11 protein-coding genes are annotated in these 19,092 nt (G+C 68.6%); 4 read left to right on the forward strand and 7 right to left on the reverse strand.

Features of this window, described 5'->3' with window-relative positions; translation table 11 throughout:
- Positions 1–523: 523 nt before the first annotated feature.
- Positions 524–2,137, reverse strand: a complete 1,614-nt coding sequence (locus ACYVN4_RS37235) for an HNH endonuclease signature motif containing protein (protein ID WP_460727557.1) — start codon at positions 2,135–2,137, stop codon at positions 524–526.
- A gap of 102 nt (positions 2,138–2,239) precedes the next feature.
- Between ACYVN4_RS37235 and ACYVN4_RS37240 the strand changes: the two genes are divergently transcribed.
- Complete coding sequence (locus tag ACYVN4_RS37240) at positions 2,240–3,031, forward strand: inositol monophosphatase family protein (RefSeq protein ID WP_460727559.1); 792 nt, start codon at positions 2,240–2,242, stop codon at positions 3,029–3,031.
- Here ACYVN4_RS37240 and ACYVN4_RS37245 read toward each other — a convergent pair.
- A complete protein-coding gene (locus ACYVN4_RS37245) occupies positions 3,028–3,714 on the reverse strand; it encodes a GAP family protein (protein WP_460727561.1) in 687 nt (228 codons plus the stop codon). The two genes, ACYVN4_RS37240 and ACYVN4_RS37245, sit on opposite strands and share 4 nt — an antisense overlap.
- 84 nt (positions 3,715–3,798) lie before the next feature.
- Here ACYVN4_RS37245 and ACYVN4_RS37250 point away from each other — a divergent pair, with 84 nt between their 5' ends.
- Positions 3,799–8,277: a hypothetical protein gene (locus ACYVN4_RS37250; RefSeq protein WP_460727563.1), complete on the forward strand. Its 4,479-nt coding sequence runs from the start codon at positions 3,799–3,801 to the stop codon at positions 8,275–8,277.
- A gap of 27 nt (positions 8,278–8,304) precedes the next feature.
- Here the strand turns inward: ACYVN4_RS37250 and ACYVN4_RS37255 are convergent, their stop codons facing one another.
- Genes ACYVN4_RS37255 through lspA form a run of 3 tightly spaced genes read right to left on the reverse strand, consistent with a single transcriptional unit; the run spans position 8,305 to position 10,520 of the window.
- Entirely contained in the window at positions 8,305–8,967 is a 663-nt protein-coding gene (locus ACYVN4_RS37255; protein ID WP_460727565.1) for a hypothetical protein, read from the reverse strand.
- Positions 8,968–8,979: 12 nt separating this feature from the next.
- Positions 8,980–9,906, reverse strand: a complete 927-nt coding sequence (locus ACYVN4_RS37260; protein ID WP_460727567.1) for an RluA family pseudouridine synthase — start codon at positions 9,904–9,906, stop codon at positions 8,980–8,982.
- Positions 9,903–10,520, reverse strand: coding sequence for a signal peptidase II (gene lspA / locus ACYVN4_RS37265; RefSeq protein WP_460727569.1), 618 nt, complete (start codon positions 10,518–10,520; stop codon positions 9,903–9,905). The genes ACYVN4_RS37260 and lspA overlap by 4 nt, the downstream gene beginning before the upstream one ends.
- 70 nt (positions 10,521–10,590) lie before the next feature.
- Between lspA and ACYVN4_RS37270 the strand changes: the two genes are divergently transcribed.
- Positions 10,591–11,595 carry a hypothetical protein gene (locus tag ACYVN4_RS37270; protein WP_460727571.1) on the forward strand — a complete coding sequence of 335 codons (1,005 nt, stop codon included), beginning with the start codon at positions 10,591–10,593 and terminating at the stop codon, positions 11,593–11,595.
- Positions 11,592–12,311 carry a hypothetical protein gene (locus ACYVN4_RS37275; RefSeq protein ID WP_460727573.1) on the forward strand — a complete coding sequence of 240 codons (720 nt, stop codon included), beginning with the start codon at positions 11,592–11,594 and terminating at the stop codon, positions 12,309–12,311. The genes ACYVN4_RS37270 and ACYVN4_RS37275 overlap by 4 nt, the downstream gene beginning before the upstream one ends.
- A 153-nt stretch (positions 12,312–12,464) precedes the next feature.
- Here ACYVN4_RS37275 and ACYVN4_RS37280 read toward each other — a convergent pair whose 3' ends face one another.
- A complete protein-coding gene (locus ACYVN4_RS37280; protein ID WP_460727575.1) occupies positions 12,465–15,764 on the reverse strand; it encodes an arabinosyltransferase domain-containing protein in 3,300 nt (1,099 codons plus the stop codon).
- A 297-nt stretch (positions 15,765–16,061) separates the two neighbouring features.
- Complete coding sequence (locus ACYVN4_RS37285; RefSeq protein WP_460727577.1) at positions 16,062–19,088, reverse strand: WXG100-like domain-containing protein; 3,027 nt, start codon at positions 19,086–19,088, stop codon at positions 16,062–16,064.
- Positions 19,089–19,092: the final 4 nt, after the last annotated feature.

Raw genomic sequence — 19,092 nt, forward strand, 5'->3', positions numbered from 1 at the left:
GAACGAAAAGCAAGAACAACAAGAACAAATCTGTGCGAGACAGATACAGGAGGCGCGGGTAGGCGGCGTAGCCGCGTTTGCGCACCGGCTGGCGGGCTCGGGCGGGCGGCGTAGCCGCGTTTCCGGATCCGCTCGCAGGCGGCGGCGCGTGCAGGCACGGTGGGTGGGCGGGCGGGGCGGGCGATCAGCGCGGTGGTCTGGCCGCGTTCCGGATCTGCTGGCCGGTGGAGGCTTTCGAGCGCCGGGCGGAGGGTCAGGGCTCTATGGAGTTGTCAAAGAACATTCGAGAAGGCTTGCGACGCAGGGTGGAGAGATCCGGCTTGTCGTGAGTCTCTGGGCTTCTGGTTCTTTGGGTTTTTGGTTCTTTGGGTCTTGTCTCGAGAAGGTGATGCGTGCAGTCCGAGGGCTGGGATCGGCGGGTGACGGTAGGCGGCCCGGCGTCAGCCCAAGTCCGGTAGGGCAGGCGACGCCACCACACCTCCCCTGCCCTGCGAACGCCAGCTGTACATCCGCCGCCCGAGACTCACGCCACCCGTGAACCCCACTGCTGGCAACTGGAATCCACCGCAGCCGCAACCAACCCAGCCACGTGATGACGCTGGTTCACCTTCGCCGTGCCGGACGGATCAACATGCTTGGGGGCGATCCAGCCGCAGCGGCCCGAGAAGCCGGAATCCTTACCCATCACCACGGTCTTCCAACCATCGGCGGAATCATTGACCAACGCGTGGCAGTGATCGCACGCCAGAGCAAGATTCGACAGATCGGTCGGACCACCCTCGGCCCAGTCTGTGATGTGATGCGCCGCGCACATCGAGGCAGGCGCATCGCAACCCGGACGCGTGCAGCCCTTGTCACGGGCAATCAACGCCAAACGCTGGCCGGGGCTCGCGAGACGCTGGCTCTTACCCAGGAACAACGGGATGCCCTGTGGATCAAGCACTGCCAGCACCGGGCGAGTACCCGCCGCCATCTTCAACGCCTCGTTGATCGAGACGTGCCCGCCGGTGGCGGTGGACGCCACGCCCGCACCACGCTCGAGGTCGGCCAGGCTCATCGTCAGGATGACCTGAGTCTTGAGACCACGGTGCTGACCGAAACCGGCTGCCGTAGCAACGGACTCGCCGATGACTGTAGCCGGAGCAGCAGACTCACCGACCACGCCCGCCAGGCCAGCCGGGACGCCGCATGAGGCAGCCGGGACGCCGCATGAGGCGACCGAGTCAGCCGGGACACCGGTCGCAGCGGTGGCACGCTTGCCAGCGACCGCGGGGGCGGCGGGCTGCAGCAGGGCGTAGAGGGCGTCGTGGGTGCGCTGACCAGCATCGCGGCGGTCGCGGCGAGCAGCGTCGTCGAGGACCTTGGAGTCGATCGACGTGACCGACAAGGCGAGCGGCTCGGCGTCGTCGAGGTTGCACATGCCGGGGCGGGCGTACTTGGCGAGGAAGGCGTCCAGGTAGGCGCGCAGTTCCGGGGTCAGCCAGCCGTCGATCTTCGACATGCCGTCTACGCCCGGGCGGGCGATTGTGATGCCGCGGCGGCGGCGACGGTCGGCGTCGGAGATCACCGTGCCTTCGGGGTCCAGGCGGGCGAGGATTTCGCGGCCCATCTTGGGGAGGTCGTCCGGGGCGCCGGTCAGGCTGTGCTCGACCAAATGCTGCTCGGTCTCGGCGTAGGCCTCGGGGGCGATGTCGGCGGGCAGGTGCTTCATGACGTCCACGATGTTGCGGACATGGTTTTGCGAGATCGCGCCCGCCTCATACGCTTCCGCGGTCGCCGACAGGGTGATCGGACGCGGCGTGCCGTTGCCGGAGAGGAATTCCCCGCATGCTTCGGCGATCTTCACGCGCTGCGCCGCGTCGTAACGCGACAGGCCCAGGGTCTGGCGCATGAACTCCTTCAGCGAACCGGCACCGCTGGACTGGGCAAGGCCACGCTCACCGATACCGATGACCAGTTGTGAATCCAGCGCGGACAGTTGACGTTTGCAGGCTTCCAAATCGCGCAGCATATCCACGAATTCAGCGTCGGAGAGAGTTGCGAGGTTGCCATGCAGGACGGCATTCGAGAAGTCTTGCACCGCGGCCACCAGGGCGATGGTGCCGCAGTTGTCGAGTGTTTCCCCCTTCGAATTCATACGCCAATTTTACCGCTGAATTCAACGGCCCGGAACCCGAAATGTCCAGTATGCCAAGGGAATTAAACTTCGCACCCCTCGATCTGCCGTATCGTGGCCGATGTGACCGAATCCGATGCCGCCCTGGCCATCCGAGCCGCCGACGCCGCGGCTGCGGTGATCCGCAGTCAATTCCACTCTCCGGTAACTCGATTCGCCAAGGAGGGAGATGATTTCGCGACCCAGGCGGATCTGGCCGCCGAACAGACGATCCTGGAGATCCTCCGTGGCGCCCGGCCGACCGATCGGTTTCTCGCGGAGGAATCCGGCACGACCGGCACCCCGTCCGACCGAGTCTGGTTGATCGATCCACTCTGCGGCACCCGGAACTTCGCCGCCGACACTCCCCTGGTCGCCGTGAACGTCGCGCTACGTAACGGCGATACCGTCACAGCCGCGGCAGTGGCCGATCCTTTTGCCGCCGAGACCTTCTGGACCGACGGCACCACCGCCGCCGTCCGCCGAGGCGGCACCGATCACCCGCTGCGGCCCCGGTCCGACAGCCGCCTGGTCGAGATCGACGCGGACAACCCGTCCCCCTTCAGCAACTGGTTCTCCCCCGGTCGCCTGATCGACGACCCCGCCTTCACGTCAGCCTTCTACCCGCGAGTCCTGTCGACTTCCCTGGCCCTGGCCTGGGTCGCAGCTGGCCGCCGATCCGCCTATGTCGTGGATCGGGATCTCCGCGACGACGTGCACTTCACCGCCGGGATCGCCGTCTGCCAGGCAGCGGGTTGCGTCATGACCGGGCTTGTCGGCCAACCGCTGCACACCGCCCCGCACGGCCTGATCGCCGCCGCCGACCCCAGCACCCACTCCACACTGCTGGCAATCGTCCGAGGAACCGAGAATTAGAGCGCGGCATGGTGATACAGGGCATCACCGATCAGGACGATCCCGGCGAGTACCAGCAGCACGCGGACGGACATGGGGCCGAAACGCTTCAGGGACCGCACCAGTCCGCGATAGAACCGGCGTGCACGCGTGGATCGCAAGGTTGAGGTGATCAGTACGAGTACCGGGGGCAAGAGGGCAATCAGGCAGTAGGCCACGATGATCAGTGGCCACAGTGGCGGGTGCGGGTCGCGGGCCGAGATCATGGCCAGGCCCGCTAGGTAAGGGACGGCGGTGGGGGCTTGGCCCAGGCCGATGGCGACTCCGGCAAGACCGAGCAGCAAGGGTTTTCGGCGCGCCCGCAGCGCCCATTCCGGAACAGCGGCCGCCCCATCGCTTTTCGATACCCGCAGGCCCCCGAGCACCAGCAGCACCACACCGACGAGCAGTTCCGCCCAGTACCGCACCGTAGGGGTGATATCGAAACTCACCAGATCGGTGAGAAACCGCAGACCCAACACGAAGGTGATCCCGAACGCGGTGGTGACCGCAAACACCCCCGCCAGAAAGCTCAATGCCCCGGGCACCGGTGACCGTCGGCCCAGGCGGCTGTCGTACACGACGGCCGTCGTGACACCGACCAGCAGCACGTCCAGCGAGTCCAGGAATGCGAACCCCACCAGCGCCAACAGAAAGATCACCATGACCCCACCGAACATACGGGAAGCGATCGCCGGCGAGCTGTGACAAACGTCGCGATGTCACCGCCCTCTGCCACAATTCGCCGCATGTCGATCTTGCCGCCCTCCGATCCGCTGAACTCGAAGCTCTACTTGGATTGGGTACGGCAGTTCGATCCCGGGGCGACGGCCGACGCCGACGAACTGGTGGACCTGCTGATCGCGGGCTTCCGGAAAGCATCCAAACCAGGCGCTTTCGTCGATGAGATCGGCTGGCGGGCAAAGAGACTGCCCGAGCGGCATCGGCCCTGGCTGTGGGACATGGTCGGCCACTGGTTGAGCGCGAACGCCCCTGCCTCGCATCGGGATACGCGGTACCGAACCGCCGCGGTCAGCGCCTACGGGCGGGCGCGCGCCGCCGAGCGCGAGCATTCGCTGCCGGTGCTGGTGGATTACCACCGGGAGAACACCCTGCTGTTCGCTCGCGCGGGCGCACTGCCGGTCAATGAGGTCGCGGTGTATCAGGGTTGGCTGAGCACCCTGGGATCGCCACACGACGCTCACCACGAATTCGTCCGGCTGCTCGTGGCATTGGCGGAAGGTGGTGCGGCATTGGGCGCGGATCTGCACCGGCGGGTACGAGCCTCGGCCAAGGCGGCAGGACTCGGAACCGAGGAGGACGCCCGGGTATTGCGCGATGTCCTCGGAGCCTGCACTTCGCAGCGGGTGCCGGATGGCTTACTCGAGGGTGCCGCGAAGGTATTCGCCCACGCCAAACCCGACGATGCCGCACCCCTGCTGGAGTTGTTCCCCGCGACCACCACCGACGGCGCCGCCCTGATCCGCATGCTCGACGCGGTCGGCGCAATCGACGCCTTGGCCGACGGCGGCCTCACGCCCCGCGCCGGGCTCGCGGACTGGATCAGCCGTTTCTTCTTTACGTACTGCCATATCGAAGTGCCCTACGGTGGCGTCACCGCACAGCAGATGCCCCCGGAACTGTTCGACATGATCGAGCGGATCAGGCCTCGGCTCAAGGAATCCGGGAGGCCGGTCGCCATGACCCACGGCCGCTTCGGCCACGTCCACCTCGATGCCGATCTCGCCGACGCATTGCTGGCCGCCGGGGTCGGCGTGGTGGGCCCGAGCCATGGCGGAATTCAATTCTGGGGCAACAAGTCCCGCCGCGATCTGATCGCCTTGGCGGCCGACCCGGTACTGGGCCCCAAGTTGGAAGGCATCGTGCACTCCGACCGTGAGACCCGCAGTACCGCCATTGCACGGTTGCCTGCCAACCCCGGCATCGCGTGGTCGGTGCACACCCGGATCATCGCCCTCATCGAGCGGGTCGCGGGCGGCGGCCTGCTCGACGCGGAACAGGCTCTCACCACACTCGACGGGCTGCTCGACCTGCCGACCGCCCAGGCGCTCGACGGGATCGAGGAGGCACTTGCCGTGCTCGACGGCACCGGTCCGCTGCTGCGCACCCTCCGGGCGGGCTTGCCCAACGAATTCCACTGGCCCGCATGGGAAGCCGCCCGCGCCGAACTGGGGCGGGTGCGGGGCATGACGGCGACCTGGCCGTTGCTCACCCTCTACAGCACCGATCGGGCCGTGGTCATCGGCCCGCACGGCACGGTGGATCGCACCGAGTTCACCCTCCCCGCCGATACACACTCGCATGTCGTGTTCTACGCCGCCGGCGACTTCCTGGTCGGCCACAGTGCCGCCAAATGGTATGCCGAGCAAGCATTCTGGACGAGCAAACCTGGAGAGTCGTTCTCGCCCACCGAGTTCTACGGCATGGCCGGATGGCGCGGCACGTATTCCGGCGGCCTCGGGTATCAGTTCGCCACACCGGACGGCCGACACGACGGTCAGCGGATCCTGCGCTCCGGCGACCGCCACGGCGTCGGCGAGTACCGCTACCAGATCAGCGACGGTACCCGGGTGTGGAGTCTCGAGGGCTATCGCGACGGACTGGAGTTCTGGGCGGAGATCGATCCCGCCACCGGTGTTCGGGCCGAATTGGGCTCTCCGCCCGAATTTTTCACCGACTTCCCGATACCAACCGGCAAGCACCTGGTCAACGACCTGCAGTCTTACGCTCGCCTGCCGTCGGATGTCGGCTCCACACCGCTCGGCTCGACCGCGGGCATGACCGGATTCCGGATACTGCGCGACCGTAGGGAACGAACGAACTACGTCCTCGAAGGCATCGACGGCCGCCGCGCCACCCACCCGGGCGGGGTCCTCTCGAACTCCCCCTGGGGCATCGTCCGATACCCAGAGGGCGGAGCCGACCTGCTGATGACTTACGGCTCGCCGCCGAGCACCGCCGAGTTCACCGCGATCCGCGCCCACCACAACGAAAGTCCGCTGTGGGAGGTGCCGACCGAACCCCAGCGCGCATCGGCCTTCCCACCGCCCGCGTTCTGGCACTTCCTGACCCCGCGTGACGCCGCGGGCTCGCGAGCGCTACGCGACCTCGACGAGACGACCGTGCGCGCCCTGCTCACCGACACCGTCGTTCCGTCTGACATCACAGATCCCGGACTCGCCGCCGATGTGCGTGAACAAGCCAACCGGGCTCGCCGACTGGTCGAGGCCCGCGAGCGAATCTCTCAGCGCGTGGCGACGATTCGATCCGGGGCCCTCGTCACCCCGCCCAGGACGGCACCCGACTCCGAACTTCTCCCGGCCCTGCTCGGTCTGCTCGATCAACCCGGTAACACGCGTCCCACCGTGCAGCCCGCGACCATCACCGCACTCGCCGCCGACGGCCGCTTCCTGGCCGGGGACATCGACGAGACCCTGCGCCGCATGAGCCCGCCCGCACCCCCGATCGACTGGACACCGCTGCTCGGCAGCATCGACGCCGTCGCCTGGCGCGCGATCAACTCCCGCACCCCCGACGCGCAGCGCGCCGCGCTGACGGCCCTGCTGAGTACCTGGGCCGCACAGCCTTTCGCCCAGCCGGGCGAGTGGAGGATGGGTTTCACGAGTCTCGACGGCGGCGACCACACGCTGCGCTACGGGCAGACCTTCCTGCAACCCGCCGCGGCCGCGCAGCCCTCCGACGCCGCGGACAGCCGGACCGTGACCATCACCCGCGACGACGCCGCTCGCCTGCGGCAACTGCTGGATCTGCTGGACCGCAACGGCCCTCGTACTCCCGGCGAGCCCGCGGTCCAGCTGTTCATCGAACGCACCGGGGCCCGCGAGGCGATCGCCCGGCTCGTGCTGGACGGTCTGCCCCGGCGCTGCCACTTCGGTGGCGGATTCTCCGACATGTACGACGCGCACCGGAAGATGCTGCGTACCAAGCCGTACCGTGCCGACCGCGAGGTCGCCGAACTGGCCGAGCGCCTGACCAAGCAGCTGGGCTGGGCGGGTCGCCGCCGTCTGCTGGCCTCGGGCATGCCCGAGGACGTCCGCGAATTGTGGACCGCGGAAGGCGATCTCGCCGCTGCCGAGCGGATGGCCGCGACATGGAACGAGCTGGTCGGCCGACGCATCCATGTCCCCGAGGATGTGACCGCCGAACTCGCGGCCGTGACGGGCCTGGGCACGGGTTTCGCACTGGCACTGTCGCATCCGAGCGCATCGGACCTCGCGACCGAGGACATGCGTTGCGTGCTGATACCGGACCAGTACGAGCATCTCCAGGTGTATCGGCGGGATCCGCTGCGGCGGCTCAACTATGGCCGCTGGAATCCCCACCGGGAACTGGCCACCGCGCTCGCCTGGGCGCTCACCGAGAGACCCGTGGCCGATCCGGGCGTCAGCGGCATCGGCGACCTGTATCTCCGACTCCAGGACCGGCTGCGGGCCCCGGATCTGTTGATCTCCCTTGGTTGGATCGACCATGCGCCCGAACTGTTCGGCCCCGACGCGTACGCGGCCGCACCGACGGGGCGGGTCGTCTTCGACAACGGGCTCGTGATCTCGGACGCGGCGGACCCCTATCACACCGTGTTCCTGCGTCCGGCCGGACTTTTCGACCGGGACCTGCTTGCCCGCACCCTGCGTACCTGCGCGGACCACGGGTTGGACAAGCTGACCAGCGCGATCCACCGGGAAGAGGTACTGACGACCGGGCTGGCCCGCATGCTCGAGCGGGCCCGCACCACGCCGGTGGCCCCGGGGCAATTCGAGGCCGATCCCCGGCAGAGTGTTCCCGAACTGGTCGAGCAGGTTTCGGCGACGACCGCGACCACTCCGGACGCCGCCGCGCTCTACCTGCAGTTGCTCACCCTCGCCCGGCCGACCGACCGCACTGTGCGCCGCTGGAACCATTGGACTCCCGCCCGGCACAAGAAGGCCCAAGCCCAGCTCGTCGAGCGCGGCCTGGTCGTGACGGAACAGCGCGCCCGTGCCGGACGGACTGCCTTCATCCCCGGGCCATGGAGTGAGCAGGCATCGCAACCGCATCTCCCCGTGGAAACCTCGAAACTGTCGCCGCACCTGGCCGAATTCCACGGCGACCTCACCGGCAACGGCATCCGCGGGCCGTTCTCGAGCATCCTGCCGCCGCGGCCGCTGCACGAAATGTTCCTCGACGCTTGGGCATCGCGGAACAAGTAACCCCCGGCAGCCCGGGCCCGACGCAGGTCAGTTGTCCGGGACCGGGCCGTCGTCGGGGGCGGGGCTGGCGGTGTCGAGTTGTTCCGGCAGCAGCGGGGATACGGCGAACACACCCGCCGACGCATCGGCGGGCAGCGCCTGCACCGCACGAATTCCCTGGAGGGCAGCGATATCTCGCAATTTCACGAGGGGTCCCTGGAGGACGATGCCGACTACGCAGGGGCAGTTCGCGCGTAGGCGGGTGGCGACCAGGTTCTTGATGCGGGTGGAGCGGTCGTCGAAGGTTTGGGTCGATTCCACCTGGGCGGCGGCCGCTTTCACCGAGGCGACTGCCACCTCGGGGCCTGCGGGGACGCCGATGGTGATGATGGGGGTGGCCACCCGATCGACGGGGACGTGGTAGGCGACTTCCGAGATGCGCAGGCCGCCGGTGAGTTCGGGGATGCGGTCGGCGGTGACGCCGGTGGTGAAGGAGAGCAGGGCCCAGTGGTTGTCGGAGTCGTTGCCTGCCAGGGATGTTCGCGCCGATGAGAGGTAATCCGCTACCGGCTCACCGCTTTCCGGGCCCAGCCGGTCGGTGGAGATGATCGCCGCCCGGGGCGGGATGGCCCGGCCCAGGACGACGATCAGGACGACGAAAAGTACTGCGGCGACCGCGATTCCGGCGCGGCGCAGCGTCGGTGCATCCACTCCAGGATCCGATCAGTGTGCGCGCAGGACGTCGAGTGCGTGTTCCAGGTCGGCGGGGTACTCACTGGTGATCTCGACCCACCGGCCGTCGGCCGGATGGTTGAAACCGAGCTGGCGGGCATGCAGCCACTGGCGTTCCAGGCCGAGGCGCTCGGCCAGGCGCGGGTCCGCGCCGTAGGTGAGGTCACCGCAGCAGGGGTGGCGCACCGCAGAGAAGTGCACGCGGATCTGGTGGGTGCGACCGGTTTCCAGGTGGATGTCGAGCAGGCTCGCCGACTGGAACGCCTCGACGGTGTCGTAGTGGGTGACCGAGGGGCGGCCGTCCGCGACGACCGCGAACTTCCAGTCGTTGCCGCGCGCGCGTCCGATCGGCGCGTCGATGGTGCCGCTCGACGGATCCGGATGTCCCTGCACCAGCGCGTGATAGCGCTTCTCCACGGTCCGGTACTTGAACGCCCGCTTGAGCTGGGTGTACGCGTGCTCGGACTGCGCCACCACCATGACACCCGAGGTGCCCACGTCGAGGCGGTGCACGATGCCCTGCCGCTCATGGGCTCCCGAGGTGGAGATGCGGTAGCCCATGGCCGCCAGCCCGCCAACCACGGTCGGCCCGGTCCAGCCGACACCGGTATGCGCCGCCACGCCAACGGGTTTGTCGACCGCCACGATGTCGTCGTCGGCGTAGAGGATCTTCATCCCGTCCACCGGAGTCGCCTCGACGGTGAGTTCGCGCTTGGGCTCGGGGAATTCGACCTCCAGCCAGGCGCCGGCATTGAGCCGATCCGATTTTCCGACCGCGACGCCGTCGATCTGCACGCTGCCGTCCTCGGTCATCGAGACCACCGCGGTGCGCGACAGGCCCAGCAACCGCGACAGTCCGGCATCGACACGCATGCCGTCCAAACCGTCCGGCACCGGCATACTGCGAGTTTCCCTCACGCTGTCTCCCCCTCGGCGGTCGTTGCTTCCTGCTGCCGGTGCATGCGCGTGCCATCGGGTTCGAAGCCGAACACCGTCAAGGCCACCAGCAGAATGGCCCCACACACGATCGACGAATCGGCCACATTGAATACCGGCCACCAGCCGACCGCGACGAAATCCACCACATGGCCCTGCAGCGGTCCCGGCGCGCGGAACAACCGGTCGACCAGATTGCCGAGCGCGCCACCGAGCACCATGCCCAGACCGATGGCCCACGGCAGCGAGCGCAGGGTGCGGCCGATGCGGATGACACCGATCACGACAGCCGCGGCGACCAGGGTCAGCAGCCAGGTCATGCCGGTGGCCATGGAGAACGCGGCACCCGGATTGCGGATCAACGACAGTCGCGCCCAGTCCCCGATCAGATAGATCGGCTTGCCGGGCGTCATGGTCGCGACGACGATGGTCTTGGTCAGCAGGTCCAGTCCGAGCAACACCGCGGCGATGATCAGCAGGGTGCGCAAGCGCAACGGCTGGGACGCGGACACGCCTTCGGACGCTGGCTTCGGGTCTGATTCCTCTGCGCCGGATTCGGGCGGCCGCTCGGTACTCACCCTGACATCATTCCTCATCCCCGAAACCGCCCTGCCGCCCGCTCGTGATCCCAGCTGTTTTTCAGGTACGCGCCGTAACCTGTTCGACGTGACGGTGTTGTCTTCATCCCCCAGCTCGGCGAACGCCACCGCACCCTGTTCCGGCCCGCCGCGTCCACCGCGGCGACCGGGTGCGCGCACCACGCGCTCGGGGGTGTTGATGCTGGTACTCGCGATGACCCTGACCGCGTTCGGCGTCGGCTGCAGCGCGCCCGGCGAGCGCACCGTCGAATCCGACAACACCGAGCCGGTGGGCTTCAACAAAGAGGTCACCATGCCCATCGAGGCGGTGACCACCACCGTCGTCGATCCGGGCGCGGAACCCCGTTCGCCGCTGCGGCGCACCCTGGAAGCGGGCACCACGCAGCAGGTCACGCTCAGCACCGATCATCATGTCGAGCAGCAGATCAACAATCAGGCGCTGCGCGATATCTCCCCGCCCGCGATGACCATTCCGCTCAGCGCGCAGGCCGGCACCGACGGCGTGGAGCTGACCATCGGCAATGTCACCTCCCCCGATCCGAACCTGGCGAAGGCGCTGCTGCCCGCCGACGGCTCCCGGGTCGGTTTCGATGTGAGTGAACTGGGCGCGATCACGGCGTTGAAGCTGGCGCCCAAGCCGTCGACCCCCGATACCGCGCGCGCCGCCCTGGAGCAGGCGTTCTATCAGGCCGTGTACCAGTCGATCGCGTTCCCGCAGGAGCCGGTCGGGGTGGGCGCGGTGTGGACGGTGCGGCAACAGGTTTCCGGCAGTGTGCCGCTCGAACAGGTCACCACCGCGACGCTCACCGCCCGCGACGGCAACCTGCTGACCATCGAATTGAATGTCACGCAGACCCCGAAATCCACCGTCTGGCATCTGCCCAACGAGGCGGGCCAGCTGGAGATCGTCGACTACCTCATGCACGGCACCGGCACCATCGGCGTGGATCTCGGTCTGCCGCTGCCGGTTTCCGGCACCGTGGAAGTGGGCGGCAATCAGACCTACCGCGACCCGCACAGCGCGGTGACGCTGCGCCAGACCCTGCGCACGGAGGTGCAGTGGGGGGCGTGACGCGAGGCGCGCTGCTGCTGGGCGTGCTGGCGCTGACCGTCACCGCGTGCGGCAGCCACAAGGATTCCGCGCCCGCCCTGCCGAGTCTCGGGCCGACGGTGAAGCCGACCCAAACGCCCGGGGGTGCAGCGGTTCCGGATCAGACGGTGCCGAATCAATACGTGCTGCGCTCGCTGCTGCTGGATGCCGCGGCGTTGCCCGCGGGGTTCACGGCGCTGGACGATCCGCCGCCGGGGAATACGGGCGGCGCGGGCGCGAAGACCGATCCCGCGCAGTGCTCGAATGTGCTGGCGGCCATCGCCACTCAAGCCCCGGGAGCGGCCGCGCAGGCGGCGGCCCAGTTCGGGGGCCAGAATTTCGCGTCCGTGGACATCGATGCCGCGTCCTACCCGAACGGCGGGGCGGCACAAGCCTTCTCCACCGTGCAGGGACTGTTGCAGGGGTGCACGAAGTACTCCGGCAAGGACGCCGACAACACCAAGGTCGACTTCCGGCTCGGCGGGTTGAATCAGCCGCAGGACGGGGACGGGTCGACCGCCTTCCAAGTGCGTACCACCAGTGACGGACTCACGCTCTACACGGATGTGAGCATCACCCTGGTCGGCTCGACGGTCGTGCAGATCACCCTCTCCGACGCCAAGGAACCGGATCCAGCGCAGCTCACCGCCATGACCGCTGCCCAGGTCCGCAAGCTGCGCGGCGCGGCCGGACCGTAAAGCCACCCCAGTCATCCCGGCGCGCTTTTGGCCGGGATCCACACCCGCTATGCACCAACAGTTTTCCTGGATTCCGGCCAAGAACACGCCGGAATGACGAGAGCCCCCGTCTCCGCGAGGAGACGGGGGCTGAATCATTTCTCGCCCTGGAACCTACTGCCAGCCGGTCACATTGATCGGACCCGGATTCCACAGACCGGTGTGACTGTCGGTGGTCACGACCGGCTTCGCGGTCTGCGCCGAAGCGTCGATGCGCTCCAGCTTCTGCAGCTCACCCCAGTCCCGGCGCGGATCGTTGACGAGATAGGTCGCATACGTGACGGGCCGCAACAACATCGAGCTCCAGCCGAGCGCGCCACCACCGTCGTGGCTCTGCCACAGCGTGGTCATGGCCGCGCCGCCCCGGTCGGGCAGGATGCGGTAGTCGGGCACCTCGGCGATGCCGTCGAGGTGATCGAAGGGCCGCTGGCACGGGAACTGCAGGCCCACTTCCCAATCCAGCAGTACCGGCTTGGTCTTGCCGACGAAGTCCTGCAGCGTGACCGTCTGCGGAATGCGCGGCGGGGTGAGCGCCACCCACTGCTTGGGATCGCTGTCGCGATCCTCGGCCAGCACGCGAATCGCGGTGGCGGACGCCGGAATCTGGTTCATCGGCACCCGCAGGTTGCGCCAGGTCGGCGCGGGACCGATATCGATGGGCGTGATGCGGCCCTGCGGTTCGAAAGAACCGTCGGCACCGGACACCCCGTACTCGATCTCCACCCGCTGACCGGGCGTCACGATGCCGTCCTTGTCCACCGAGCGAATACGCCCGGCCGCCGCGATCGCCACGATGCCGGAGCTGTCGCGCTGCGCGGGCAGCGTGTACCAGCCGGTGGTCAGCGTCGAGACCGCCTCGGTGCTGTTGTAGCTGCCCAGCATCGGGGTGTCCGCGTCCAGGCCGAAAGGCAGTGGCGCGGTGGTGGTTCCATCGACCGTACCGCTGGAGCGGCCGCTGACGGCGGCGGAGACGTTGCCGCCGTTGTCGGCCTCGTCGTCGGCGCGCAGGTCGGTGGCCACGCCCTTGGGTGAGAAGCCGGGCGCGTCGGCGGTGAAGGTGCCCTGCACGTCACCGTTGACCGGCTTCAGCATGCCCGCGTTCGGATGCTCTTCCACCCGTACGTCATTGGCCATCCCGCACGTCTTGCCCAGCACCGCATCCACATTCGAGCGGGCCAGCGAGTACGCGGGATACTGCGCGATCGCGCCCTTGGCCAGCGAGGCCACCTCGAACAGCACCATGAACGCGGCCGCGATGGTCAGCGGCGGCAGGGCGACGAAACGCCAGCCCAGCTTCGAGATCCGGTGCGGGCCGGGCTGTTCGGGCGCGCGCACGTGGAACCAGGCGGCCAGGGCGAGCAGGCCCGCCGTGACCACCAGCAGGATCTTGTCGACGCCGATACCGGCGATCACGACCGACTTGTCGTTCCACGAGATCGACCAGTTCGAGACGTACCACCAGCCGTTGATGCTGGAGAAGCTCACCGCGAGCGCGAAGGCGATCACCGCGGCGAACAAGGCCCGGTTACGCGGGGACCGCATGACTCGCGGACCGACGGCCACCGCGGCCAAAACCGCGACCACACCGGCGATTCCGGCGTAGATGCCGTTGTGGTGTGTCCACTTGGTGGGCGTGAACATCATCAGCAGCATCATGCCGACGCCCGTGCCCAGCACGCGGCGCACCGGCCCCGGCGCGGTGAATGGAATCCGGCCGCCCTTGCGCAGCAGGACGAATACGCACACCAGCAGCCCGATCCAGAAGGCGAGCATGCCGAAGCGGCGCGCCAGCGAACCGTCGATGGTGGGCATGAACAGGTACTGGTAGCGAATGTATTCGCCGTCCCAGTGCACGTCCGGGCCGACGGCCGTGTGCACCCGGCTCATCTCGAACATGGACGAGAGCGGCTGATCACAGAACATGATCGCCAGCACCACCGCACCGGCCGCCGCCAGCGGGGCCGAAAGACTCAGGTACGAGCCGAAACGCGCCTTCAGGACGGTGAGAGCGCTCGCGCCGGGCGCGGTCGGCTTACCCAAAGCCGTTGCGCGCCTGTTGAGAATGCGCCAGATCGGCCGGATGCCGGCCAGCAGGGGCGCGAAACAGATGATGCCGGACGGGCCGACGGTACAGCTGAACGCGCCGATCGCGATGGCGATGCCGTAGGGCAGCAACCGACCGGTCGCGATGGCACGTTCCACCGACACCCAGGTCAGCAAAACTCCCAGCGCCACCAGTGGTTCCGGGCGCAGGCCGTTGTTGTAGGGCAGCCAGATCACCAGGAAGCCCAGCGCACCGGTCCACACCGCGATCCGGTCGCGGCGGATACGCGCGCCCAGCCGGGGAATCACCTCGCGGCTGAGCACCAGCCAGATCGCGATGCCCGACAGCAGCGCCGGCAGGCGCATCCACGGGCTGGCCGCGCTGATCTGGGCCATGTGGCCGATCAGATCGTAATACGGTGTGCCGACGGGGGTTTCGGGGACGCCGAAGTAACCGAAGTAGTTGGCCATGTAACCGGCGTGGATCGACGCGCGGCCCATGCCGTACTGGTAGCCGTCGTCGGAGGTGGTCGCGCCGATGAAATGCCACAGGATCAAAGTCCCCAGCACGACAGCGTCGACCGGCTTGAAGCTCCACCAGTGCTGCGGCAGGAAGCGGCGGCTGCGACGCCCGTCGAGGCGATCGAGGCGGAACAACGCGAACAGCGCGACCAAGGTGCCGAGGATCGCCGTCCAGATGGCGATGCGCTTGACCGTGCTCGGCGTGGACGTGAAGCGGCTGTCGACCTGCGCGGTGACCGTGGTGCCGTCGGAGACGCTCAGATCGCTGTAGACGCCGACCAGCTGCGGCCGATAGTCACCGTCGAGGGTGACCGGGGCGACGCTGGAACCGGTCAGCGTGGCCGTGGTGCCCGTCATATCGGAGTGCACGGTGAGAGCGCAGCCCGCGGGCAGCTGATCGGTGGGGATACTCACCAACGTCTTGTGGTGGGTGATCGCCTCCAACTTGCCCGGCGTGGTCACCCCGTCGGTGGTAGAGGCGGCCGTGACCCGCGCCACGAATCCGTACCGTTCGAGATCCGGCGCACCGTTGGGCGCGGTCGCGGCCAGCGTGCCGCCCTTCGCACCCAGCTGCGTCACGGCCGAACACGGGATGGTGGCATCGAAGGTCAGGGGCGCGTACGACACCAGCGGAGACTCGATGCTCTGCGTCGAATTGCCCTGCGGCCAAGCCAGAGTGGTGTGATCGACTTTCACAGGCAGCAGCGGCACAGCCAGCGCGGCCACGACGGCCACCAATCCGGCGATCAGAGCGAGCGGCCGGGCCCATCCCCCTGAAATTCGTCTCTCGGGTTCAGCACCAGCACTCCCGGCGGAATCCTGCCCCGCCTTCTCCAACACGTCGGTCACGACCGCCGATCCTAAGCGGAACTCATGATCAAGCGCCAAGAGACTAGCGACCCGGCACCCCACCACCGGATGCCGGACCCGTCACCTCGGCACCATCCGCAGGCCGGGGAGGTCCGATCGGCCCGGGAGAGGGCATGGCAAATCCACCTCCCGAACCTCCCACCGGCCGTCCCCGACCTCCCACCGCCTGTCCTCGCCCACGAACGGGACAGCCACCTCCCGCAGTACGCCACCCGCGCTCGGTGGCCGAAGCGGTGCCGAACCGGTGCCCGGTTCGGTCATGCCGATCGAGAGAACTCACTCCTCCGGCGGCAGCCCGGACCCGTCAGGCCCCTGCCCCGCCCGACTCGCACCCCCGCCTTCATGGCCGTGTCCGCCGCCATGCCCAGAACCACTTCCAGGGTGGTGCCCAGGCGCACCGGGTCCGCGACCGTGCCCAGGGTTGTGCCCACGCTCACCAGGTCCACGCCCGCGCCCGGGGTTGTCCACGTGACCCGACCCGTGCCCAGGGCTGTGCCCGTGACCCGACCCGTGCCCGTTGCCCGGGCCGTGGCCATGCCCCGGTGGGTGTGGGGGCTCGGGGTTCGGCGGATGCGGCGGAGGTGCCGGCGCGGGCGGGTGGTCGGGTTCCCAGACACTGTCCGGCGGCGGCGCGGGCGCGGTGTACTCCGGGATCGGCGGGATCGAGAAGTAGCGCGGCGTATAGGGAATCATCGACGTCGTATCCGGCGGATCCTCGTCGTGATGCTGCCGCGGCAGCTCGAGAGTCGGATCCTCTCCCCCCGGAGGCAGCCGCCACCCCAACCGCGGATCCGGCCCCGGACCGTGACCGCCCGACACCGGCGCCGGACTCTCTCCTTCCGGAGGCAGCCGCCACGTCAGTCTCGGATCCTGCATCTGGTGAGAACCGCCCAGCTCGGAGGTCGCACCTTCGCCCTCGACAGGCAATCGCCACGCCAGCCGCGGATCCGGCCCGCGCACGGGACCGGGCGACTCCGGCGTCGATTCCTCGCCTTCGGCGGGCAGCCGCCAGGCCAGTCGCGGATCCACCTGACCGGCGGGTCGCTGCGGTTGCGGCGTCGAGCCCTCGCCTTCCACCGGCAGACGCCACGTCAATCGGGGATCCAGGGCCTGAGTGGGTCGCCGGGGTGCTTCCGAATTTTCGCCTTCCGTCGGCTGTTTCGGCGTGGTCGATTCCTCGCCGTGCGTCGAGGCGCCCGCTTCACCGTCGAATTTCTCGGTGAACCGGCCGAAATCGTCGATGAGCCGACCGTAGTCGCCGTCCAGTTCCGACATCCGCCGGACGACAGCCTCCAGCCCGGCCCGCTTCAGCTGCTCCGGATTCAATCCGTCGGGATCGACTCCGAGCGAACGCATTTGCTCCCGAAGCGATTCCGGCACCGACCCGGCCGCCGTCTCGGGCTTCGACGTTGCCGCGGTCGGCTCGGGCGAGGCTGGAGTCTGCCGGGGATCCACGGCCCGTGGGGGTTCCGGCCCAGGACGGGGTGGGGCGGCGGCCGCGTCGCGGTAGCGGCCGAAGTCGTCGGTCAATTGCTTGCGGGTGCCGAGTAGATCCTGCATGCGCTGATCGAGTTGTGCCTTGATCGCGAAATGCTCCGCAGGCCCCAGCCCGCGCTGGTTCAGCTGCTCGTATTCGCCCTCGAGTTCGGACAGCCTTCGGACCACCGCGTTCATCCCGGCCCGCCGCAGCTGCTCGGGGCTCATCCCCTCCGGATCAACCCCCAGCGAACGCACATGGCCCCGAACCGAATCCAGCGCGGTCTCAGCCGGGCTGCGCGACCCGGCCGCCGGATTCCCGCCCGGCTCGTGCCCGGCCACCGGTTCGGCGCCGGTACGACCGTCGCCGCCCGCCGAGGCTTGGGCGGGATGCTCGACGGGATTCACCTGCTCCGGCTTCCCTACCGGGACCGGGGCACTACCGTCGCCACTGCCGGGCGCGCCCGAGCGTGATTCGGCGACAGGGCCGCCGGTTGCCGGGCGTGACGGGTTGCTGGGATCGACGCTCGGGCGCGAACCAGGTTCGCTGGTTGCGGGATTCGCGCCGCGCCCGGTCGTCTCGACGCCGGAGGAGTTTCCGGCACGCGAGCCGGACTCCGCCGCTGCCGGACTCCCGGCACGTGAATTCGCCTCCGCCCCAGCCGAACCACCGGGGCGCGACGTCGACTCTGCTCCCGCAGGGCCCCCGCCATGCGAAGTCGGCTCGGGCGCGGCTTGGGGGTGTTGGGTTCCGGCGGGATCGGGCGTGGCCGAAGGATGTGATGGGGCCTCCGGGGTCGGGTGGGGTGGCGGGGCGCTGCCGTCGCCACCGGTGGGCATGGTCGTGCGCGCGCCCGTTGGGGCTTCGAAAGCGGTTGGGTGGACACTGCTTTCGGTGGGGAGGCGGAAGCCTTTCGAGCCGCCGGTGAGGACGCCGAACGAGGTGGCGCTGGTGAGGAGGCGGGGGTCCCAGGTCCAGCCGTCGGTGGTGCCTTTGGTCAGGAGGGTGGGGAGGCCGCCGACGCCCCAGGAGGCGAAGGCGCCGGCGATGCCTGCGCCGGTGCCTACGAGGGCGCCGCGGGCGGCATTGCCGAAACGGTTGCCCGCGAAGGGGAGATGGCTGCCGGCCTTGCCGAGGATTTCGCCGGCGGGGCCGCCTGCCGCGCCGGCGCCGGCTGCGGTGAGGGCGGTCATACCGACACGGTCCCAGTCCATGCTCTTGCGATGGCCCTCGGCGATTTGCAGGCCTTGGATGGCGACGTCTTGGCCGGTGCCCAGGACCGTGCTCATGACAACGTGTTTCGCGAGGAATCGGGCGACGGCGGCGACACCCAGTTGCTCGGCGTAGCGGGCGATGGCGGAGACCGCGCGTTCGCCCAGCAGTCGTACGGCCAGCCGCGTCCACACCGTGGCGGCGGCCTCCTCGGCGGGCGCGGTGGGCGGGAAACACCATGCCAGGGCGATTTCCACGGCGAGCATCGCGAGCGAGGACAGGACCATGATCTTCGTGTACTCGATCTCGGTGCCGAGGCCGTCGGCCGCGCCCGCGACCTGATCGAGGATTTCTGCCAGCGCTTCGAAGGATTGCGGTCCGGAATCGAGCTTGTTCAACGCGGAGGTCATGGCCTCGAGACCGTCACCCCACGGATAGGCGTCCTCGGTGGCCTGCTTCGCGGCCTCCAGCTCCGGCAGCAGATCGCGCAACTGCCGGGCGGCATGACGCCAGTCCTCGGCGATCCCCCACATCTTGTCCTCGTCGCCCTGCGGCCAGGCCGAGCCGGCGACCCAGCCCAGCCACTGCAGTTCGCCCGGAATGTCGATGGACACCGGC

Source organism: Nocardia heshunensis (assembly GCF_054782115.1).

Excerpts from the sequence above, each read along its gene's own strand:
- ACYVN4_RS37235 (WP_460727557.1), bottom strand. The coding sequence starts at position 2,137 with ATGAATTCGAAGGGGGAAACACTCGACAACTGCGGCACCATCGCCCTG.
- ACYVN4_RS37245 (WP_460727561.1), bottom strand. The coding sequence starts at position 3,714 with ATGGTGATCTTTCTGTTGGCGCTGGTGGGGTTCGCATTCCTGGACTCG.
- ACYVN4_RS37250 (WP_460727563.1), top strand. The coding sequence starts at position 3,799 with ATGTCGATCTTGCCGCCCTCCGATCCGCTGAACTCGAAGCTCTACTTG.
- lspA (WP_460727569.1), bottom strand. The coding sequence starts at position 10,520 with ATGAGGAATGATGTCAGGGTGAGTACCGAGCGGCCGCCCGAATCCGGC.